Genomic DNA, 18,936 nt, shown 5'->3' with positions numbered 1-18,936 from the left:
CCGGCGGTTTCCTGCAAAAACATGAGGCGCCGTTTAGGAATTGCTTACCATATTTCGTCATTCTTTGCTCGTTCGGCAGAGAGCCGGGACGTCGCGTTCCGCCTGCCGCCTGCGTAACGGCTTTCGGAGCGTGATTTCCGCGGCCGCGTCGAGTAACGAGTATCGGGTAACGAGTATCATGGCGTCTGTATACGGTTCCGCGCGTTCCGCGTCGAAGTCCCGTCGGGGTCTCCTTTTCAGCGCATTGCTTGCCTGCGGCGTCATTGCCGGGTCCGCCTGGGCCGTCGTCTCGACGCTCGGCGCGATGCAGGATGCGGCCTCTTCCCTGTCGGAAGGCAAGAAGACCATTGCCGGTCCCCTCCATCTGAAAACCGCGGCGCTCCAGGAGGGCCGCACCGGGCGTATGGTGAAGGTCGCGAAGTTCTCGCGGCTTTCGCAGCCGTCCGAAAGCGAGATCCGCCAGAAGCAACTGACCGCCGAGGCGATCCAGGCCGCGCACCAGCGCCGGATTTCCGTCCAGCTCGCCTCCGCCGTCAAGCGCGAGAAGGCCAAGGCCCTGATGCTGGAGGCTGCGTTCGCCCGCGCCGAACGCTCGGTGGAGCAGGAGAAGGCGATCAGCGGCCAGCCGACGCTGGTAACGGCGCTGCTGCCAAGCGACACCTCCGCGCGCAAGGATATCCAGCCCTTCGGCCTCGTCATGAAGAAGCCGGAAACGGAAGCGGACGAGGACACGATCCTCGGAGAAATCCCGCTGCCGGAGGCAAGGCCGGCGCTTGAGACCGTCACCCTCGAGCGCAAGCCGGTGGAGGAAAAGCCCGTCGCGCGCGCCAAGGCCGACGACGCGAAGGATAAGGACAAGGAAGACGTCGCTCTCGTCAAGCCCGAGCGCTCGCTGTTCGGCGATCTGTTCAAGAGCAAGGGCGGCGGCAAGGGCTGGCCGGGCAAGGGCACGAAGGTGGCGATCTACGACGTCTCCAGTGCGACGGTCCACATGCCCGACGGCACGAAGCTGCGCGCCCATTCCGGCATCGGCAAGATGCGCGACAACCCGAATTACGAGCACGTCAAGATGACCGGTCCGACGCCGGCGGGCATCTATCGCCTGCGGATGCGCGAGCGGCGCTTCCACGGCGTCGAGGCGATCCGCATGCTCTCGGTCGACGGCCGCGATCCGAAGAACCGCACGGGCCTGCTGACGCACACGAACCTCCTGCGCGGCCAGAAAGGCTCGCACGGCTGCGTCGCCTTCCAGAACTACGAGCCGTTCCTGAACGCCTTCAAGCGCGGTCATGTCACCATGCTGGTCGTCGTGCCGGAACTGCCGTCGTCCCGCACGCAGCTCGCCGCGCTCTATCGCAAGGCCGGCGCGTGATTTCCCGGCGGGGCCGCCTGCGGCCTCGTCACACCCGCTCGACGAAGCCGTCCAGCACGCGCTTCTGGCCGGCGCGGTCGAAGTCGATCGTCAGCTTGTTGCCCTCGATCGCCGCCACGTTGCCATTGCCGAACTTCAGGTGGAAGACCCGGTCGCCGACCGAGAATTTCGACGGCTCGCTCATGGTCGACTTGGCGACCAGCTCGCCCTCGATGGTACGGGCGCGCGGGCCGCTTTCCCCATAGCCGATACGCTCGACGGCATGGCCAGAGCGTGAACCCCAGTTGTCGCGCGTCGCCTCGGTGCGGTTCGCCTGCGCGCGCCGCCAGCCGGGTGTCGAATAGGCGTTCTGGAACGGCTCCTGCTTGTCGAAGCGTGACTGGCCGTAGCCGCCGCGGCCGTAACCGCCATAGGACTGTTCCACCGCGGCCACTTCCACATGGCTTTCCGGCAGCTCGTCGAGGAAGCGGGAGGGGAGGGTTGATTGCCACAGGCCGTGGATACGGCGGTTCGAGACGAACCAGATGTGGCAGCGGCGTTTTGCCCGCGTGATGCCGACATAGGCGAGGCGGCGTTCCTCCTCCAGTCCGGACCGGCCGCCCTCATCGAGCGAGCGCTGATGCGGGAAGAGGCCTTCTTCCCAGCCGGGCAGGAAGACGGTCTCGAATTCGAGGCCCTTGGCCGAATGCAGCGTCATGATCGAGACGGCGTCGAGATTCTCGTTTTGCTCGGCATCCATGACCAGCGAGACATGCTCGAGGAAACCGCGCATGGATTCGAAGGCTTCCATGGAGCGGATCAGTTCCTTGAGGTTTTCGAGGCGTCCCGGTGCTTCGGCCGATTTGTCGGCCTGCCACATGGCGGTGTAGCCGCTCTCGTCGAGGATCTGTTCCGCCAACTCGGTATGCGGCATCGTCTCCAGGAGCGTCTGCCAGCGGCGGAAATCGGTGACGACGTCGAAGAGCGCCTTGCGCGCCTTCGGCTTCAGCTCGTCCGTCTCGACGATATCGGCCGCCGCGGCGAGCATCGGAATATCGCGGGCGCGGGCATAGTCGTGCAGGTTGCGGATCGTCGTGTCGCCGAGACCACGCTTCGGCGTGTTGACGATGCGCTCGAAGGCGAGGTCGTCGGCCGGCTGGCTGACGAGGCGGAAATAGGCGAGCGCATCGCGGATTTCGAGCCGCTCATAGAAGCGCGGGCCGCCGATGACGCGGTAATTGAGGCCGAGCGTGACGAAGCGGTCTTCGAATTCGCGCATCTGGAACGACGCGCGCACGAGGATCGCCATGTCGTTCAGTTTGTGCTGCTTGCGCTGAAGCTGCTCGATCTCCTCGCCGACGGCGCGGGCCTCTTCCTCGGAATCCCAGGCGGCATGCACGACGACCTTGTCGTCGTCGGGGTCGTGCCGGTCGGTGAAGAGCGTCTTTCCCAGCCGGTCCTCGTTATGGGCGATCAGATGGCCAGCGGCGCCGAGGATATGGGCCGTCGAGCGGTAGTTTCGCTCCAGCTTGATGACCTTTGCGCCCGGAAAATCCTTCTCGAAGCGCAGGATGTTGTCCACTTCCGCGCCGCGCCAGCCATAGATCGACTGGTCGTCATCGCCGACGCAGCAGACGTTCTGCGGCGTGCCCTTCGGGCGCTGGGCGAGCAGGCGCAGCCACATATATTGGGCGGTGTTGGTGTCCTGGTACTCGTCGACGAGGATGTAGCGGAATTTCTGGTGATATTCGGCCAGCACGTCCGCATGGGCGCGGAAGATGCGGATCGGGTGCAGCAGGAGGTCGCCGAAATCGCAGGCGTTCAGCGTCTTCAGGCGGTTCTGGTAGGCGAGGTAGAGTTCGCGGCCCTTGCCATTGGCGAAGGCGCGGGCGTCGCCTTCCGGGATCTGCGCCGGGTCGAGGCCCTTGTTCTTCCAGGTGTCGATCATTCCGGCGAACTGCTTGGCCGGCCACCGCTTGTCGTCGATGCTCTCGGCCTGCAGGATTTGCTTGATCAGCCGCACCACGTCGTCGGTGTCGAGGATCGAGAAATCCGACCTGAGGCCGACGAGTTCGGCATGCCGGCGCAGGAGTTTTACGCCGATGGAGTGGAAGGTGCCGAGCCAGGGCATGCCCTCGACCGCGCCGCCGACGAGAAGGCCGATGCGCTCCTTCATCTCGCGCGCCGCCTTGTTGGTGAAGGTCACCGCGAGAAGCTGGCTGGGGAAGGCGCGGCCGGTGGCGAGGATATGGGCGATGCGGGTGGTGAGCACGCGCGTCTTGCCGGTGCCGGCGCCGGCGAGCACCAGCACGGGACCGTCCAGCGTCTCGACCGCCTCGCGCTGCTCGGGATTGAGGCCGGCAAGATAATCAGGCGCGCGGTGCGCGTCGCGGGCCGCCATGGCGCGTGCGGCGATACCGCCGCCGCTGGCCGGCCTGGCTGGCGCCGCGGGCTTTGCGCCGAGCTGCGGGTCCTCGTCGAAGAAGGGAATGTCGTCGTAACCGCTGGTCATGCGGCTCAATGTAGTGATTCGGTCCCGAAAGGCCAGTTTTCCGTTCTGCTTTTATTCCATGGGGAGGAACGAGGGGGGAAAGATTGTGGAAACCGCCGCCCGTCAGGCCTTTGCGCGGTCTGCGTCGAAGATGGCGTCCACGGGAACCTGAAGGCCGGTGGCGAGCTGGTTGGTCTTGCCGGCGAGCGAGACGATGGCGAGCAGCTCGGCATATTGCGTATCCGTCATGCCCTTGGCCTTCGCCGCGGCGGTGTGGGAATGGACGCAATAGCTGCAGCCGTTCGTCACCGAGACGGCGATGTAGAGCATTTCCTTGATGAGCGGATCGAGCGTCGAGGGCGTGGCCATCACGGCCTTCACCTCCGCCCAGGTGCGTTCCAGCAAGGCCGGATCGAAGGCGAGGTAAAGCCACATATTGTTGATGAAATCCGACTTGCGGGTGGCGCGGATATCGTCGAACACCGCCTTGACGCGCGGGTTGGCTTCGAGGTCTTCGGCGGGCTTGACGGTGCTCATGGCTTTCTCCTTGGGGAAGGGCCGGCGGCGGACCGCCGGCCTTTGTGTCTCAGACCAGTGCGAGGACGCGGGACGGGCCGCCCGTGCCGCCGCGCACCTTGGGGGCGCCGACGACGAGGGTCGCGCCCTTTGCCGGAAGCTGGTCCAGATTGGCCGCGCCTTCAAGCCCCCAGTGGCCGGAAGCGAGCCAGGCGTAGTGCGTGGCGAAGTCCGGCGAGATACCGTAGTCGAGCGACAGCGTATCCACCGCGATGCCGACGGCGCTGGAATTTTCCGCGAGATACTGCACGGCTTCGACGTGGAAGCCGGGGAAGTGCATCTTGCCGTCCGCGTCGGCATTGCGGAACTTGTCGGTGCCGAGATGCTTGCCCCAGCCGGAAAGGAGCGCCACGCAGGCCTTTTCCGGCAGCTCGCCATTGGCGGCGATCCAGGCCTTGATGTCGTCGGGCGTGAGCTGCGCATCCGGGTTCGCATCGGCCTTCGCGCGGATATCGATGACCGCGAGCGGCACCACAAGATCGGAGACCGGGATCTCGGCGACCGACTTGCCGTCCTCGGAGAAGTGAAGCGGCGCGTCGAGATGGGTGCCGGTGTGCTCGTTCACGCGCAGCTCGAACAGGTTGAACTTGTGTTCCTTGTAATTGAACTTCTGCTCGCGCCAGAACTGCTGCTGGCCGAAGAAGGTCGGGAACTCCTCGTGAAGCTCGTGGGTGAGGTCCGTCACCGTCGCGGGCGCGGCGGCAAGGGCGGGGCTGAGCGTGCCCGAGCTTGCGGCGGCGACGGTTGCCGCCCCCGCGGCGGCGGCGCGGAAGAAGCTCCTTCTCGAAAGCATGCGGTTCTTGACGGTCTCGATGACGCAGGCGTCGCACATGATTTTCCCCTCTCGTTCAATGCGTTGATGAAAGAATACTGAAATAAGGCGCGGCCTTCCGGCCGGCGGAAAAGCTATCACAAGCGCAAGGCGGGTCCAGACCCGCCTATGCTCGCAGGAGGGGCGGGGCGGGAAGATTTCTCCAAGTTTTCCTGCATTTCGGTAATGCCGCCGGCCGCCAACCTTACAATTCCGTAATGATCGTATTCTTTCATTGCCGGTTCATTTCCAAAGCAGGATACTTGCCTTATGTCGCGGTGCAGCAAGCGACGGTTCGCTTCCATCGGAGAAAGATTGCATGCGGGTTTGGAAACAGCTCCTCATAAGCCTTGGCGTCCTCGCGGCCGGGGTCTTGCTCTGGGGCCGCTTCGTGCCCGGGGCAAACGGTATGCTGGAGGCCGCGGGCCTGCCCGGCCCGCTCGTTTCCGCGATTGCGCCGGCCGGTGAAGGCAAGGCCGAGGGCGACAAAGGAAGCGGCGGGCATCGCGGCGGTTTCGGCGGCGGGCCGGCGTTGGTCGCGACCAGGCCGGTCACCATTGCCACCGTTAACGACCGGCTGAACGCGATCGGCGACGGCGAGGCGATCCGCACGGTGACGGTGACGCCCTATGCCACCGGCAACCTGACAGAAGTCCTCGTCGAATCCGGTGATCGGGTGAAACAGGGGCAGGTGATCGCCCGGCTCGACAACGACGAGCAGAAGATCGCCGCCGATCAGGCGCGCGTCGCCCTTGAAAGCGCGCAGCAGAAGCTGAAGCGCGTCGAGAACCTGCGCGCCTCGGTGAGCGTTGCCGAACTGCAGGATGCCCAGACCGCGCTGAAGGCCGCCGAACTGGCGCTGCGCAATGCCGAGCTGACACTGAGCCGCCGCGACATCACCGCGCCCTATGGCGGCGTGGTCGGCATCATCTCGGTCAATCCCGGCGACTATGTCACGACCGCCTCGGCGATCGCCCGCATCGATGACCGTTCGGAAATCCTCGTCGACTACTGGGTGCCGGAGCGTTTTGCGACCAGCGTTCGCGTCGGCGGAGAAGTGACGGCGACGGCGGTGGCGCGGCCGGGCGAGACCTTCACGGGCACGGTGCAGGCGGTCGACAACCGCATCGACCAGGAAAGCCGGACCCTGCGCGTGCGCGCCCGCATCGAAAACCCCGATGACCTGCTGCGCGCCGGCATGTCGTTCCAGGTGACGATGCGCTTTGCGGGCGATCTTTATCCAAGCGTCGATCCGCTCGCCGTCCAGTGGAGCGCCGACGGTTCCTATATCTGGCGCGTGAAGGGCGAGAAGGTCGAGCGTGTGCCGATCCACATTGTCCAGCGCAATCCCGACAAGGTGCTGGTGCGGGCGGACCTGGCCGAGGGTGACCAGGTCGTCACGGAAGGCCTGCAGACGCTTCGCCCGGGCGGCTCGGTCCGCACGGCCGAACAGCAGGCGCCCGCCACGACGGAGGGTACGTGATGTCGGGGGAGGCAAGCGGGCTGAACGATAGCGGCAAGGCCGGCTTCACCGCGCTCTTCATTCGCCGGCCGATCTTCGCCCTCGTCTTGAACACGCTGATCGTCGTCGCCGGCCTTGCAGCCTTCAACGGCGTGGAAATCCGCGAGCTGCCTTCCGTCGACCAGCCGGTCATCAGCGTATCGACGGATTTCGACGGCGCGTCGCCGGAGACGGTCGACCGTGAGCTGACCGACGTCGTGGAAGGCGCCGTGTCGCGCGTCCAGGGCATCAAGGACATTTCCTCGGTCTCGTCCTTCGGCCGCAGCCGCGTCACGCTGCAATTCTCCGATACAACGGACGTCAATCAGGCGGCCAACGACGTGCGCGACGCGCTCGGCCGCGTGGCGAACCGGCTGCCCGACGGGGCGGACGAGCCGCGCGTGGTGAAGGCGGACGCCGACAGCCAGCCGATCATGCGGCTGGCGCTGACCTCCGACACGCAATCCCTCGAAGACCTGACGCTGCTGGCCGAAAACGAGATCACCGACCGCCTCGCCTCCGTCGAGGGCGTCGCCGATGTCGTCGTCTACGGCGACCAGGAGAAGATTTTCCGCGTGGACGTCGATCAGGCCAAGCTCGCCGCGCGCGGGCTGACGGTCGCGGATCTGCGCAATGCGCTGGCGACCGCCGCCTTCGACGTGCCGGCCGGCTCGTTGAAGAGCCAGAGCCAGGACATTACCGTGCGCGCGACCGCGGACCTTGCCACGCCCGCCGATTTCGAGAACCTCATTCTCAAGAACCGCGTGCGCCTCGGCGACATCGCCATGGTGACGCTGGGGCCGGACGAAGGCTCGACGGCGCTACGCTCGAACGGCCGGCAGGGCATCGGCCTCGGTATCATCCGGCAGGCGCAGTCCAACACGCTCGACATTGCCGAGGGCGTGAAGGAGATGGTCTCGCGCCTCGGCGCCATACTGCCGGAAGGCACCCAGCTCAAGATCACCAGCAACGACGCCGTCTTCATCGACGGGGCCATCCATGAGGTCGAGATCGCGCTCGTCGTCGCCGTCCTGATCGTGACGCTGGTCATCTATCTCTTCCTGCTCGACTGGCGCGCCACGCTCATCCCGACGATCAGCATGCCCATCGCGCTTGTCGGCACCATCGCGGCCATCTACATGGCCGGCTTCTCCGTCAATATCCTCACGCTGCTCGCCATCGTGCTGGCGACGGGTCTCGTGGTGGACGACGCCATCGTAGTGCTGGAGAACATCGTGCGCCGGCGCGCCGAAGGATTGCAGCCGCGTGCCGCGGCCATTCACGGCACGCTCGAAGTATTCTTCGCCGTCATCGCGACCACGGCGACACTCGCCGCCGTGTTCGTGCCGCTCTCCTTCCTGCCGGGGCAGGCGGGTCGGCTGTTCCGTGAATTCGGCTTCGTTCTGGCCTTCGCTGTGCTCCTCTCGTCCTTCGTGGCGCTGACGCTCTGCCCGATGCTGGCCTCGCGCCTCCTGACGAAAGAGGTGAAGCACGAGCATGACGGCGTGCTTTCGCGCATCGGCGGCGCGGCCTCGCGTTTCTACCGCAGGACGCTCAGCGCTTGCCTCGGCGCGCCGCTCATCGTCTTCATCGTGGCGCTGCTTTTCACGGCGGCGGGCGCGACATCCTTCTTCACCATCAAGTCGGAGCTCACGCCGAGCGAGGACCGCTCCATGGTGATGCTGCGCGTGAATGCGCCGCAGGGCGTGTCGCTCGACTATGCGCAGGACCAGATGAAGCTGATCGAGAACCAGCTTCGCCCGCTCTACGACAGCGGCGAGATCGTCAATATCTTCTCGATTTCCGGGCAGGGCGGCTCCACGAACAGCGGCTTCATGGTGCTGACGCTCGCGCCCTGGGGCGAGCGCGACCGCACGCAGCAGCAGATCGTGCAGGACATCAACAAGGCCGTCGGGACGGTGCCTTCGGTGCGCACCTTCGTCATCCAGCCGAACAGTCTCGGCATTCGCGGGGCGGGCAACGGCCTGCAGGTCGCGCTGGTCGGCAACGACTATACGAAGCTCGGCAACGCGGCGGCGGAGCTGGTGCGCAAGATCGAGGACAGCGGCCGCTTCCAGAACGTGCGCCTCAACTACGAGGCCAACCAGGCGCAGCTTTCCGTGACGGTCGACCGCGAGCGCGCCGCCGACCTCGGCATCGACATTACCGGCCTTTCGGCCGCCCTGCAGGCGATGCTGGAGGGCACGAGCGTCGTCGACGTCTATGTCGAGGGGCAGTCCTATCCGGTCAAGCTCTCCTCCACCACGACGCCGATCAACGACCCGATGGACCTGGAGAACATCTTCCTGAAGACCGGCGACGGCAAGATCGTGCCGATGTCCTCCATCGCGACGCTGGAGGAGAAGGCCGTCGCGCCGCAGCTTTCGCGTGAGCAGCAGCTTCGCGCCGTCTCGCTGTCGGCCGGCCTGAAAGACGGCCTTGCGCTCGGCGATGCGCTTCAGATGGTGCAGGAGATGGCCGAGCCGCTGCTGCCCGAGGGATCGCGCCTGATGCCGATGGCCGAGGCGGCGACGCTTCAGGAGAATTCGAGCGGCCTCATCGTCACCTTCGGCTTTGCGCTCGCCATCATCTTCCTCGTGCTGGCCGCGCAGTTCGAAAGCTTCGTCAGCGCGATCATCATCATGGTCACGGTGCCGCTCGGCCTTGCCTGCGCGGTCTTCGCGATGATCCTGACGGGAACGACGCTGAACATCTACAGCCAGATCGGCCTCGTGTTGCTCGTCGGCATCATGGCGAAGAACGGCATCCTCATCGTCGAATTCGCCAACCAGCTTCGCGACCGCGGACAGGATATCCGCAGCGCCATCGAGAACGCCTCGAACATCCGCCTGCGCCCCGTCCTGATGACGATGATCGCCACCGTCGTCGGCGCGGTGCCGCTGGTGCTGGCGAGCGGGGCGGGCGCGGAGGCGCGCATCTCGCTCGGCTGGGTGCTCGTCGGCGGTCTCGGCCTTGCGACGGTCGTCACGCTCTACCTGACGCCGGTCGCCTATCTGGTCATCGCGCGCTTCACCAGCCCGCATGCGGACGAGGAAAAGCGCCTCGCCGCCGAGCTGGAGCATGCACGCACGCTCGGCCGGCGCGAGGAGGTCATCACCTTGCCGCAGGCGGCGGAATGATCGCCGGACGCGGGAAATTGCGGCTGGACAGGGCTGCGCCAATTTGCTGAGTAATCCTTGAAGAGTTGAGGATTACATCATGGCACTGGCGGATATCAGCAGCGGCGCGCGGAACGAGAAGGGCATTGCCGAGGCGCTGCCGCGCCTTGCGGAGCGTTTTGGTGCACGGTTCCAGACCGGCGAGGCTATCCGCGCCCAGCATGCCCATACGACCACCTATATCCCCGCCCAGCTTCCCGACGGCGTCGTCTTCGTCGAGAATGCCGGGGAGGTGCAGGCCGTCGTAAAGGTCTGCGCCGAGCTGAAGGTGCCGGTCGTGCCCTTCGGCACCGGCTCCTCGCTGGAGGGGCAGGTGAACGCGCCCCATGGCGGCATCTCCATCGATTTCAGCAACATGAAGCGGGTTCTGGAGGTGAATGCCGAGGACCTCGACTGCACCGTCGAGCCGGGTATCACCCGCGAGGAACTGAACACCTATCTGCGCGATACCGGCCTCTTCTTCCCCATCGATCCGGGCGCCAACGCCTCCATCGGCGGTATGGCCTCCACCCGCGCCTCTGGAACCAACGCAGTGCGCTACGGCACGATGAAGGACAATGTGCTCGCCGTGACCGCCGTGACCGCGACCGGCGAGGAAATCCGCACCGCGCGCCGGGCGCGTAAATCCTCGGCCGGCTACGATCTCACGCGCCTTCTTGTCGGCGCGGAAGGCACGCTCGGCGTCCTGACCTCGGTCACCCTGCGCCTTCAGGGCATTCCCGCCGTGATCGCCGGCGGCATCTGCGGCTTCCCGACGCTGAAGGATGCCTGCGATGCCGTGATCATGACGATCCAGCTCGGCATCCCGGTGGCCCGTATCGAGCTTGTGAATACGCTCCAGATCAAGGCCTGCAATGCCTATTCCGGCCTGACCCTGCCGGAGCAGCCGACGCTCTTCCTCGAGTTCCACGGCAACGAGGACAGCGTTCGCCTGCAATCGGAAGAGTTCGGCGCGATCGCCGCGGAGTATGGCGGCGGTGAGTTCCAATGGACCGCAGATGCCGAGGAACGGGCGAAGCTTTGGAAGGCACGGCACAATGTCTACTGGGCCGCGAAGGGGCTACGACCGGGATATGCGGTGATCGCGACCGATGTGTGTGTGCCGATCTCCCGGCTTGCCGATTGCGTTGCGGAAACGGAACGCGACATCGAGGAGCACGGCCTCCTGGCGCCCATCGTCGGCCATGCCGGTGACGGAAATTTTCATGTCAGCCTAGTCTTCGACGACAAGGATCCGGCGCATGTCGATGCCGTCGAGGCCTTCGTCGGCCGGCTGAATGCCCGCGCGCTCGCCATGGACGGCACCTGCACCGGGGAGCACGGCATCGGGCAGGGCAAGCAGGGCTTCCTTCCCATGGAGCTTGGCGGCTCGGTCGAGCTGATGCGGCAGATCAAGCAGGCGCTCGACCCGGACAACATTCTCAACCCCGGCAAGATTTTTTCGGCCAGGGCGGCGCAATAGCCGCTATGTTGCGGCGGTTGAACGGAAGTCGAGGCATGCTGCGTGCTTTCTAGGATCGGGCTTATTGTCGGCGGCATGGTGGTCGTGGCGCTGTTTGCGGCGCTGCTCGCTCCGCTCTTCATCGACTGGACGAGCTTCCGGCAGGATTTCGAGCGCGAAGCGAGCCGTATCATGGGTCGCCCCGTCACCGTGCATGGCAGCGTCGATGCCCGGCTGATCCCGTTTCCCTCCGTGACGCTGAACGATGTGCGTGTCGGCGCGCCGGAGGACGGCAAGCCGCTGGTCGAGGTAGCGCGCTTCTCCATGGATGCCGAGCTTGCGCCCTTCCTTTCCGGCGAGGCGCTGATCTTCGACATGCGCATTGAGGAGCCGAAGGCGCGCATCAAGCTTTTCGAGGACGGCACGCTGGACTGGGCGCGCGGGCGGAAATCCGCCATTCCTGCCAAGACGGTCATTCTCGAGAACGTGTCGATCACCGGCGGCGAAATCGAATTTGTCGACGAGCAGACCGGCCGCACGCGCCATGTCACGGGCCTTGATGCTCAGGTTTCGGCAAAGTCGCTCGGTGGGCCGTGGCGGATCGACGGGCGCGCGGCGCTGGATGGGGAAAGCGGTGCTTTCCAGCTTTCGAGCGGGCAGGTGGAGAATGGCGCGCTTTCCATGCGCGCCCGCATCGTACCCGATAGGCTGTCCTTCACCGCCGACCTCGATGGTGCGCTCAAGGTGGTGGATTTCCGTCCGCAGTATCACGGTGACTTCACCATCTCCGAAAAGCCGCGCCCGGAGGGCGAGGGGACGGCCGATCCGATCCGCGTTGCCGGCAAGTTCGAGCTTTCCAACGAGCGCATCCGTGTGCCGGAATACCGTCTCGAGGCCGGGCCGCATGAAGACCCATACGTGGTGACGGGCGAGGCGACGCTGGATACCGGCCGTGCGCCGGAGTTCCTATTGATCGCCGACGGCCAGCAGATCGACGTCAGCCGCATCGGCAACAGCGGGGAGACCGGCAAGACCGGCCGCAACCCGCAGGTTTCCGCCCGCCAGCGGCTTCAGGCGCTGCTCACGATCGCCGCGGATATCCCGATCCCGCAGGTGCCGGGCCGCGCCAGCCTCTTCCTGCCGGCCGTGGTGGTCGGCGACACGACGGTGCGCGAGATCCGGCTGGATGTGAAGCCGGACGGCGACGGCTGGCGGATCGAGCGGGCGGATGCGCTGCTGCCGGGCCGCACGGCGCTGGAGGCCAAGGGACGGCTGACCCTGCGCGGCGAGCGCGCCTTTGCCGGCGACCTGCTCATCGCCTCCAACCAGCCCTCCGGCCTTGCGGCCTGGCTCGCCGGCTCGGTGGACCCGGAAATCCGCAAGCTGAAGACCGCCGGCTTTTCGGCGAAGGTGAACCTCACCGATGCGCTGCAGCGCTTCGAAAACCTCGAAATCGCTGTCGGCGGGGCCTCGCTGACCGGCCGGCTGGAGCGCGAATCCCGCGCGGATGCCGCCCCTACGCTGTCGATGAAGCTCAGCGGCAACGCCGTGGAACTGGAATCCCTGCAGGCCCTTGTCGGGCTCGTGGCGGGCGATGCCTCGCTCTCCACCGTGCTCGGCCATTCCATCGCGCTCGACCTGGAGGCGGACAGTCTCCTTGCCTTCGGTGAAAGCGCGCAGGGCGTGAAGGCGGTGCTCTCCGCGAAGGACGGCCTCGTGACCGTCGATCGCCTCGACGTGGCTTCGCTGGCGGGCGCGGCGCTTTCGGCACGCGGCACGCTCGGCGGCTCGCTGGCCGAGCCGAGCGCCGGGCTGGATGTCACCTTGAAGACCGAGGCGATGGGGCCGTTGGCGGCGCTGCTGGCGCGGCATCTGCCCGCCCATCCGCTGCTATCCCGCTTCGTCGCCAGTGCCGGCTACTACGACAATGCGGACCTTCTGCTTCATGCCGCGGTCTCGGGCGAGGAGGCGGGCTTCACGCTCAAGGGGCCGGTCAATGACGGGCGCGTCGAGATGAGCCTGTCGGCCGCGACATTCGCCGATCTTCTCGCGGGGCGTGGCTTCGAATTGACGGGCAGCCTCTTCAATCCGCAGTCCGTGGTGCTCGCGGGACAGGTCGGTCTCGATCCGCTACCCTTCGATGCCGATCCGGATAGTAGCGTCACCTTCCATGTGGCACAGCCGCCGCACGGCGCCGCGACGGTCTCGGCCGCCTTCAAGGCCGGAAACACGGCGATTTCCGCCGAAGGCACGGCGGTGCTCGCGGCGGAGGGCTTCCTGAATGGCGCGCTGGCGCTTGCCGTCCAAAGCGACGATATCGAGCCTTACCTGATGATGAACGGTATCGCCTTGCCGCAGTCCGGCGCCGGTCTGCCGCTGACCTTGCAGGCATCGTTGGCGACGGGTGCGGACAGCATTGCGATTACGGATATTGCGGGGAAGGCCGACCGCAACGCCTTTTCCGGCAAGCTGACGCTGGACCGCACGGCCGGGATGCTCAAGGGCACGGGTGCTCTCCGCTTCGATACCGTCGATTTCGCCTTCCTGGCGGAGGCGGTGGCCGGACCGGTGACGGATATTGCCGAGGGCGGGCTGAGCGCGGCTCCGCTGGCTCGGCCGGTTCTGGAGACGGCGGATGTCTCCGTCGCGCTGGAGGCCGGTTTGTTCTGGCCCGGCCTTTACGGTTCGGTGGAAGGTTTCAAAGGCAAGCTCGGCTGGAAGGGCGGAGAGCTGGCGCTGACCGACATGGCCGGCGACTGGCTGGGCGGTCGGCTTTCGGGCCGCATCAAGCTGGCCAACGCGGATGAAAACGGCCTGTTCGAGGCGCGCGCCACGCTTGCCGGGGCCGATCTGTCCAAACTGGTCTGGTCGGGTGCCGATGGCGCGGTCGCGGGCGGCAAGGCGGATGTGACGCTCGCCGTCGATGCCTCCGGCAAGAGCGTGCGCGGCATGGTCGAGGGGGCAAGTGGCTCGGGCGAGATCAAGGCCGCCGACTTTACCATCCGTGGCGTTGATACCGGCGCGCTGCCCGCGCTGCTGGCGGAGGCGGACCGGATCGAGGGCGATATCACGCCGGAGCGTGTCGCGGGTTTTGCCGCCGATGCCATCTTGCGGGGCGAGGCGGCGCTTGGTGCGGTGCGCATTCCCTTTGCGCTCTCCGGCGGCAGGCTGCGTGTGCAAAGCGCGACGGCGGAGGATGCGCGTGCGGCGTTCTCCGGCGATGCGGATATCGATCTTGCCGGCGATGCCATGGCGGGACGGCTTTCCGTGACCTACAAGGCCGGCGAGGACGCTCTGGCCGGCGCGGAGCCGGAAGTGGCGCTCGCCTATCGCGGCCTCGTCGAAGCGCCCGGCGTGGACTTCGACGTGCAGCCGCTTGCCAATTTCCTCTCGCTGCGTCGCTTCGAGGCGGAGCGCCGGCGCGTGGAGACGTTGCAGGCGAATGTGCTGGAGAAGCAGCGCCTGCGGCGGGAGGCGGCGCTGTACCGGTCGCGGGTGGAGGCTCGTGCCGCACAGGCCGAGGCCGAACGCCTGCGGGCGGAGGAAGAGGCGCAGCGCCGCGCGGAAGCGCAGGAGCGCTTCGAGACGCAGCGTGCTGCCGAAGAGGCCGAGCGCGCCAAGCGCAAGGCGGCGGACGATGCCCGCCGCTTGCTGGAGGCGCAAGAGGAAGCGCGCCGGCTTGCCGAGCAGCGGGCCGCGGAGGAAGCGCGCAAGGCGGAGGACGAGGCGAAGCGCCGCCGCCTGCCGGTCTTGCCGGAGGAAGGCGTCGAGCGTGGCGGCGAACTGCCGCCCGTCGGTGGCGGTGAGGGCTTGAACTTCGATGCGCTTCCGGGCGTGAACTAATACGCCGCCTCGCTGATCTCGACTCTTTGGCCTTCCCAAAGCGCGGTGAATCTGAATCTCTGGTGCAAACCGGAGGTCTGCGATGCGATCAGGGATTTCACTACGGACGGATTTTGATGGAGACGGTCTGCGCCGGCTGGCGCGGCAGACGAAGGATGCCGCTCAGGTGCGCCGTCTTTTGGCACTCGCCTCGATCTACGATGGAGGCTCGCGTTCCGATGCCGCCCGCCTCGGCAACGTCACGCTCCAGATCGTCCGGGACTGGGTCGTGCGGTTCAACGAACGCGGTCCCCAGGGCCTGATCAATGGCAAGGCTCCCGGTGCGCAGTCGCGGTTGAACGATCAGCAGCGTACGGCCCTGGTGCAGGCCATCGAGCGTGGACCAACACCCTATCTCGACGGCGTCGTTCGCTGGCGTCTATGCGATCTGGCGCAATGGCTGTGGGAAGAATTCCGCGTTTCGGTGAGCGAGCAAACGCTGAGCCGCGAAGTCCGGGCCATGGGTTATCGCAAGCTTGCCGCCCGGCCAAAACATCATGCTCAGGACCCTCAAGCCATTGAGGATTTTAAAAAAGCTTCCCCGCCGCAGTGGCAGAGATTGCCGCAGGAGCAGCCCGAGGAAAACGCATAGAGATTTGGTTTCAGGATGAGGCCCGTATCGGGCAAAAGAACAAGATCACGCGCCGTTGGGCCAGACGCGGAACGCGACCTTCAGCGCCGCATGATCAGCGCACAAAGTCGGCCTACATCTTCGGCGCAATCTGCCCGAAGCTCGGCAAGGCGGCGGCGCTGGTCATGCCGTGGTGCGACACCTACGCAATGACCCAGCATCTGGCCGAAATTGCCCGTCATGTCGCCGATGACGCCCACGCCATCCTCATCATGGATCAGGCAGGCTGGCACATGTCCAACAACCTCGTTGTGCCCGGCAACATCAGCATTCTGCCAATCCCGCCGAAATCGCCGGAGCTCAACCCGGTCGAAAACCTATGGCATTTCATGCGCGACAACTGGCTCTCAAACCGAGTCTTCAAATCCTACGACGATATTGTCGATCATTGCTGCGATGCCTGGCGAAAGCTCGAAACCCAGCCATGGCGCATCATGTCTATCGGGCGAAGAGAATGGGCAAATGGGTTCTGATCAGTGAGGGGCCGTATAAGGCTTTTCCAGCAAGGGCGGGATGCGGCCTTGCGTCGGAAATGCGTATGCCTTCCGTTTTTCCGGACGCAAAACCGCTACGCACGTTTGCTGGAGATACTTTAGGTGGAAAGGCCGCCGGCCTTCTGTTTCAACCATTCCAGCACATGCAGACGCAGCGCCGAGGAGAGATTGTCGCCGGGGCCGCGTGTATCGTCGATCTCGCGCAGCAGCGCGGCAAGCGTCAGGCCACGCGCCTCGGCAATACCCTTCAATTCGTCATGGAAAGCGGGTTCGAGCGAGAAACTCGTGCGGTGGCCGTGCAGGGTCGTCGAATATTTGCGGATCATGCTTTCCCTGCATGGCGATGGTGTGTGCTTCCAGGGAAGCACACGGGCCGGAACGGCGTGAAAACACACGAGGCGATTGGCAAGTTGAGTCCGGTTTTCCCGGCAAGGCTTTGAGATCGCGGGAAAATCAGTCCGGCGCGTCGTCGGGCCGCTCCAAGCGGCCCTGATCGAGCGTCTTTTCCGCCTTCTCGTTGAGGGCGCGGGTCAGGGTCTTCTCCGCCTTGGTCCGGCCGAAGGTAATACGGTTCTGCTCGGCCGCCTTCTCCTTGTCGGAGCGGGCCTTCTGCTTGCGAAACTGGCGGAGATTGACGACGTCGCCGCTCATCGGAAGAACTCAGTTCTTCTTGCGGAAGGAATCGAGCGACACGACCGAACCGCCCTTGTCGCCGCCGCCGCCGGTCGGCGGAACGGGTTCCTCGCCGGAATCCTCGGTCTTTTCCGGGGCGGCGGGATAGGCGGTGATCTCTGCCGAGTGATCCTCTTCCTCTTCCATCGCGGGCACGTCGAATTCCAGCTCGAAGCTGACGGACGGATCGTAGAAGCCGCGGATCGCGTTGAAGGGAATGACCAGCTTTTCAGGCGTATCGGAGAAGGAAAGGCCGATCTCGAACAGGCTCTCGGTGACCTTGAGGTCCCAGAACTGATGCTGGACGACGATGGTCATCTGTTCCGCATACTTGGCCTTGAGGTGCTGCGAGATGCGCACGCCCGGGGCATTGGTGAGGAAGGTAATGAAAAAATGATGCTCGCCGGGCAGGTGGCCCGTGACCGCAACCTCGGACAGTACCTTGCGAATGACGCTGCGCAGCGCGTCCTGGGCGAGAATGTCGTAGCGAATGTGGTCTTGCGCCATCCGTTCCTGTCTTTCTTCCTGCCTTTGTAATTCAGGCATTCTTCGGTTTTCTCACGCCTTCCGGCACGAGTCATCTGGCACAGCTATAGACCATTTCAAGGGATTGGAGAAGGTGAAGGCTTCTGTTGCCAGGTGCCTTCGGACCCCGCCTGCCGGTGCGACCCGTCAGGACTTTGAGTGAAGTGTCACACCGCGATTAAGCAGCGAGACGAGCTTCCGCATAGTTGTCGTTTGCAACTACAAGTTTAGCCCGATAACGGTGGTACAATGCCGAGCAAAAAGTCGATCTTTACGCCCTTGTCGATCCTATTTCGCCCCCATCAAAAGCCGGTCCGTCAAGGTCGACCGGTTTTTGGTGGAGGCGCCGGGTACCGCCCCTTATATGAGTTTCCGTTGACGGGGTCGACATCTGGACACTCTGGAAAGCTGTGGTTCTCGTGGCTGAAAAGTCGACCCCTTTACCTTCATGCCTGCGCTGGATGATTTTAGCTGAATAGTACGTTGGCGCTGTTTTCACTTTTCATCGAAAAAAAACGAAACCAGGTGCAGGCGGCGCCTGGTGGCCTTCCAAAACGGCGAAATTTTCGCGGGGGAAGCAGAGGCGATGTTGCTATCCTTCTCGAGCTTGAAGACCGTACGGGGAGCCACGCCCGCCTTGCCTAGCTGCGTGTGGCTCACTCCCTCCGGTATAGATTCTCGCCGCGCGGGCCATAGCGGGCTAAGAACGATCATATTGCCGCCGCCATGATATGGGGTGGCGGTAGGCAAGGGCGGTGGAACGCTTATTCCCTCCATCGTACACCCACTCCGAAGAACTTACGCGTGGAGATGTCTCCCCAACCCGTAAACTCGACACCTCTCTTCTCGTACCATCCGCGAAGGAGGCCGTAGTGCCTGCCGCCTCCCTCACCGCGCTCGAGCCCTTTCACGGTATCGACTCCCACGTCGGCGAGCCTGGCAACCTCGGCTTGCTCCAAACCGAGAAGTGCCCTGGCGGCACGAAAGGAGACATCGGTGATTTCGGCATGAGCGGCCGCGTCGGCAGCCGCGAACTGCGTCGGCCCTTCTGGGCCCGACCACCTCGCCCCGCTTCGTACTACGGTTTCGCCAATCCGGCACTCACCCAAAAACACGATGCCCGCCGCGCGATAGTAGTCGACGAGTGCCAGGTTCGTTTCCAACAGCACCGTTTTTGAACTCTCGGCGGCCGACACGGATTTCTGCAACACGTTGGCACGCTCTGCGGCCACCCGCTGAGAAATATCAAGTAGCGCTCGCGCTACACGTAAAGCGTCGGCTGGAGCAGGAACCCTCATTGATCCCTTGAGCCGGTCAAATGTGAGGATGTCAACAAATCTCTTTTGAAGTCTTTTAATACTTTACAAGGCGCCCCATGTGCT

The 18,936-nt window shown here is 64.9% G+C and carries 13 protein-coding genes and 1 other RNA gene; 6 read left to right on the top strand and 8 right to left on the bottom strand.

Translation table 11 applies throughout. The annotated features are described in order from the left end of the window. The first annotated feature begins 178 nt into the window (after positions 1 to 178). Positions 179 to 1,372 carry a DUF2778 domain-containing protein gene (locus tag MOE34_RS11470; RefSeq protein WP_242216903.1) on the top strand — a complete coding sequence of 398 codons (1,194 nt, stop codon included), beginning with the start codon at positions 179 to 181 and terminating at the stop codon, positions 1,370 to 1,372. A 28-nt stretch (positions 1,373 to 1,400) separates the two neighbouring features. On the opposite strand, the gene MOE34_RS11465 is transcribed toward MOE34_RS11470, so the two are convergent. From MOE34_RS11465 to MOE34_RS11455, 3 genes are all read right to left on the bottom strand, one after another. Beyond that, entirely contained in the window at positions 1,401 to 3,863 is a 2,463-nt protein-coding gene (locus MOE34_RS11465; protein ID WP_242216901.1) for an ATP-dependent helicase, read from the bottom strand. A 102-nt stretch (positions 3,864 to 3,965) separates the two neighbouring features. Then, positions 3,966 to 4,379 carry a carboxymuconolactone decarboxylase family protein gene (locus tag MOE34_RS11460; RefSeq protein ID WP_242216892.1) on the bottom strand — a complete coding sequence of 138 codons (414 nt, stop codon included), beginning with the start codon at positions 4,377 to 4,379 and terminating at the stop codon, positions 3,966 to 3,968. A 49-nt stretch (positions 4,380 to 4,428) separates the two neighbouring features. After that, on the bottom strand, positions 4,429 to 5,250 hold the full coding sequence (locus MOE34_RS11455) for a cyclase family protein (protein ID WP_242216890.1): 822 nt from the start codon (positions 5,248 to 5,250) through the stop codon (positions 4,429 to 4,431). Between the two features lie 298 nt (positions 5,251 to 5,548). On the opposite strand from MOE34_RS11455, the gene MOE34_RS11450 reads away from it, so the two are divergent. From MOE34_RS11450 to MOE34_RS11430, 5 genes are all read left to right on the top strand, one after another. Continuing rightward, positions 5,549 to 6,712 (top strand): efflux RND transporter periplasmic adaptor subunit, encoded by a 1,164-nt coding sequence (locus tag MOE34_RS11450; RefSeq protein WP_242216888.1) that lies wholly within the window; start codon positions 5,549 to 5,551, stop codon positions 6,710 to 6,712. Next, entirely contained in the window at positions 6,712 to 9,870 is a 3,159-nt protein-coding gene (locus tag MOE34_RS11445) for an efflux RND transporter permease subunit (RefSeq protein ID WP_242216886.1), read from the top strand. The genes MOE34_RS11450 and MOE34_RS11445 overlap by 1 nt, the downstream gene beginning before the upstream one ends. A gap of 79 nt (positions 9,871 to 9,949) precedes the next feature. Then, positions 9,950 to 11,371 carry an FAD-binding oxidoreductase gene (locus MOE34_RS11440; protein ID WP_242216883.1) on the top strand — a complete coding sequence of 474 codons (1,422 nt, stop codon included), beginning with the start codon at positions 9,950 to 9,952 and terminating at the stop codon, positions 11,369 to 11,371. A gap of 42 nt (positions 11,372 to 11,413) precedes the next feature. Next, positions 11,414 to 15,193 (top strand): AsmA family protein, encoded by a 3,780-nt coding sequence (locus tag MOE34_RS11435; RefSeq protein ID WP_242216881.1) that lies wholly within the window; start codon positions 11,414 to 11,416, stop codon positions 15,191 to 15,193. 82 nt (positions 15,194 to 15,275) lie between these two features. Then, a protein-coding gene (locus MOE34_RS11430; protein ID WP_431522373.1) for an IS630 family transposase occupies positions 15,276 to 16,336 on the top strand; the annotation gives its coding sequence in 2 pieces (ribosomal slippage) (positions 15,276 to 15,809 and positions 15,812 to 16,336; 1,059 coding nt in all). Between the two features lie 119 nt (positions 16,337 to 16,455). Here the strand turns inward: MOE34_RS11430 and MOE34_RS11425 are convergent. From MOE34_RS11425 to MOE34_RS11410, 5 genes are all read right to left on the bottom strand, one after another. Next, positions 16,456 to 16,683, bottom strand: coding sequence for a ribbon-helix-helix domain-containing protein (locus tag MOE34_RS11425; RefSeq protein ID WP_242216877.1), 228 nt, complete (start codon positions 16,681 to 16,683; stop codon positions 16,456 to 16,458). Between the two features lie 127 nt (positions 16,684 to 16,810). After that, positions 16,811 to 17,008 (bottom strand): DUF4169 family protein, encoded by a 198-nt coding sequence (locus MOE34_RS11420; RefSeq protein ID WP_242216876.1) that lies wholly within the window; start codon positions 17,006 to 17,008, stop codon positions 16,811 to 16,813. Positions 17,009 to 17,017: 9 nt separating this feature from the next. Then, positions 17,018 to 17,536, bottom strand: coding sequence for an SspB family protein (locus MOE34_RS11415; protein WP_242216875.1), 519 nt, complete (start codon positions 17,534 to 17,536; stop codon positions 17,018 to 17,020). 111 nt (positions 17,537 to 17,647) lie between these two features. Further along, positions 17,648 to 17,988, bottom strand: a transfer-messenger RNA (tmRNA) gene (gene ssrA / locus MOE34_RS25590). Positions 17,989 to 18,318: 330 nt separating this feature from the next. Further along, positions 18,319 to 18,750, bottom strand: coding sequence for a hypothetical protein (locus tag MOE34_RS11410; protein ID WP_242216873.1), 432 nt, complete (start codon positions 18,748 to 18,750; stop codon positions 18,319 to 18,321). Between the last annotated feature and the right edge of the window lie 186 nt (positions 18,751 to 18,936).

The sequence above is a fragment of the Shinella zoogloeoides genome (assembly GCF_022682305.1).
GTDB lineage: Bacteria > Pseudomonadota > Alphaproteobacteria > Rhizobiales > Rhizobiaceae > Shinella > Shinella zoogloeoides_B.
This window is presented reverse-complemented; position numbering and strand designations above follow the sequence as displayed.

Coding starts and splice junctions, on each gene's coding strand:
- MOE34_RS11470 (WP_242216903.1), top strand. CDS start 179: ATGGCGTCTGTATACGGTTCCGCGCGTTCCGCGTCGAAGTCCCGTCGG.
- MOE34_RS11465 (WP_242216901.1), bottom strand. CDS start 3,863: ATGACCAGCGGTTACGACGACATTCCCTTCTTCGACGAGGACCCGCAG.
- MOE34_RS11460 (WP_242216892.1), bottom strand. CDS start 4,379: ATGAGCACCGTCAAGCCCGCCGAAGACCTCGAAGCCAACCCGCGCGTC.
- MOE34_RS11455 (WP_242216890.1), bottom strand. CDS start 5,250: ATGTGCGACGCCTGCGTCATCGAGACCGTCAAGAACCGCATGCTTTCG.
- MOE34_RS11450 (WP_242216888.1), top strand. CDS start 5,549: ATGCGGGTTTGGAAACAGCTCCTCATAAGCCTTGGCGTCCTCGCGGCC.
- MOE34_RS11445 (WP_242216886.1), top strand. CDS start 6,712: ATGTCGGGGGAGGCAAGCGGGCTGAACGATAGCGGCAAGGCCGGCTTC.
- MOE34_RS11440 (WP_242216883.1), top strand. CDS start 9,950: ATGGCACTGGCGGATATCAGCAGCGGCGCGCGGAACGAGAAGGGCATT.
- MOE34_RS11425 (WP_242216877.1), bottom strand. CDS start 16,683: ATGATCCGCAAATATTCGACGACCCTGCACGGCCACCGCACGAGTTTC.
- MOE34_RS11420 (WP_242216876.1), bottom strand. CDS start 17,008: ATGAGCGGCGACGTCGTCAATCTCCGCCAGTTTCGCAAGCAGAAGGCC.
- MOE34_RS11415 (WP_242216875.1), bottom strand. CDS start 17,536: ATGGCGCAAGACCACATTCGCTACGACATTCTCGCCCAGGACGCGCTG.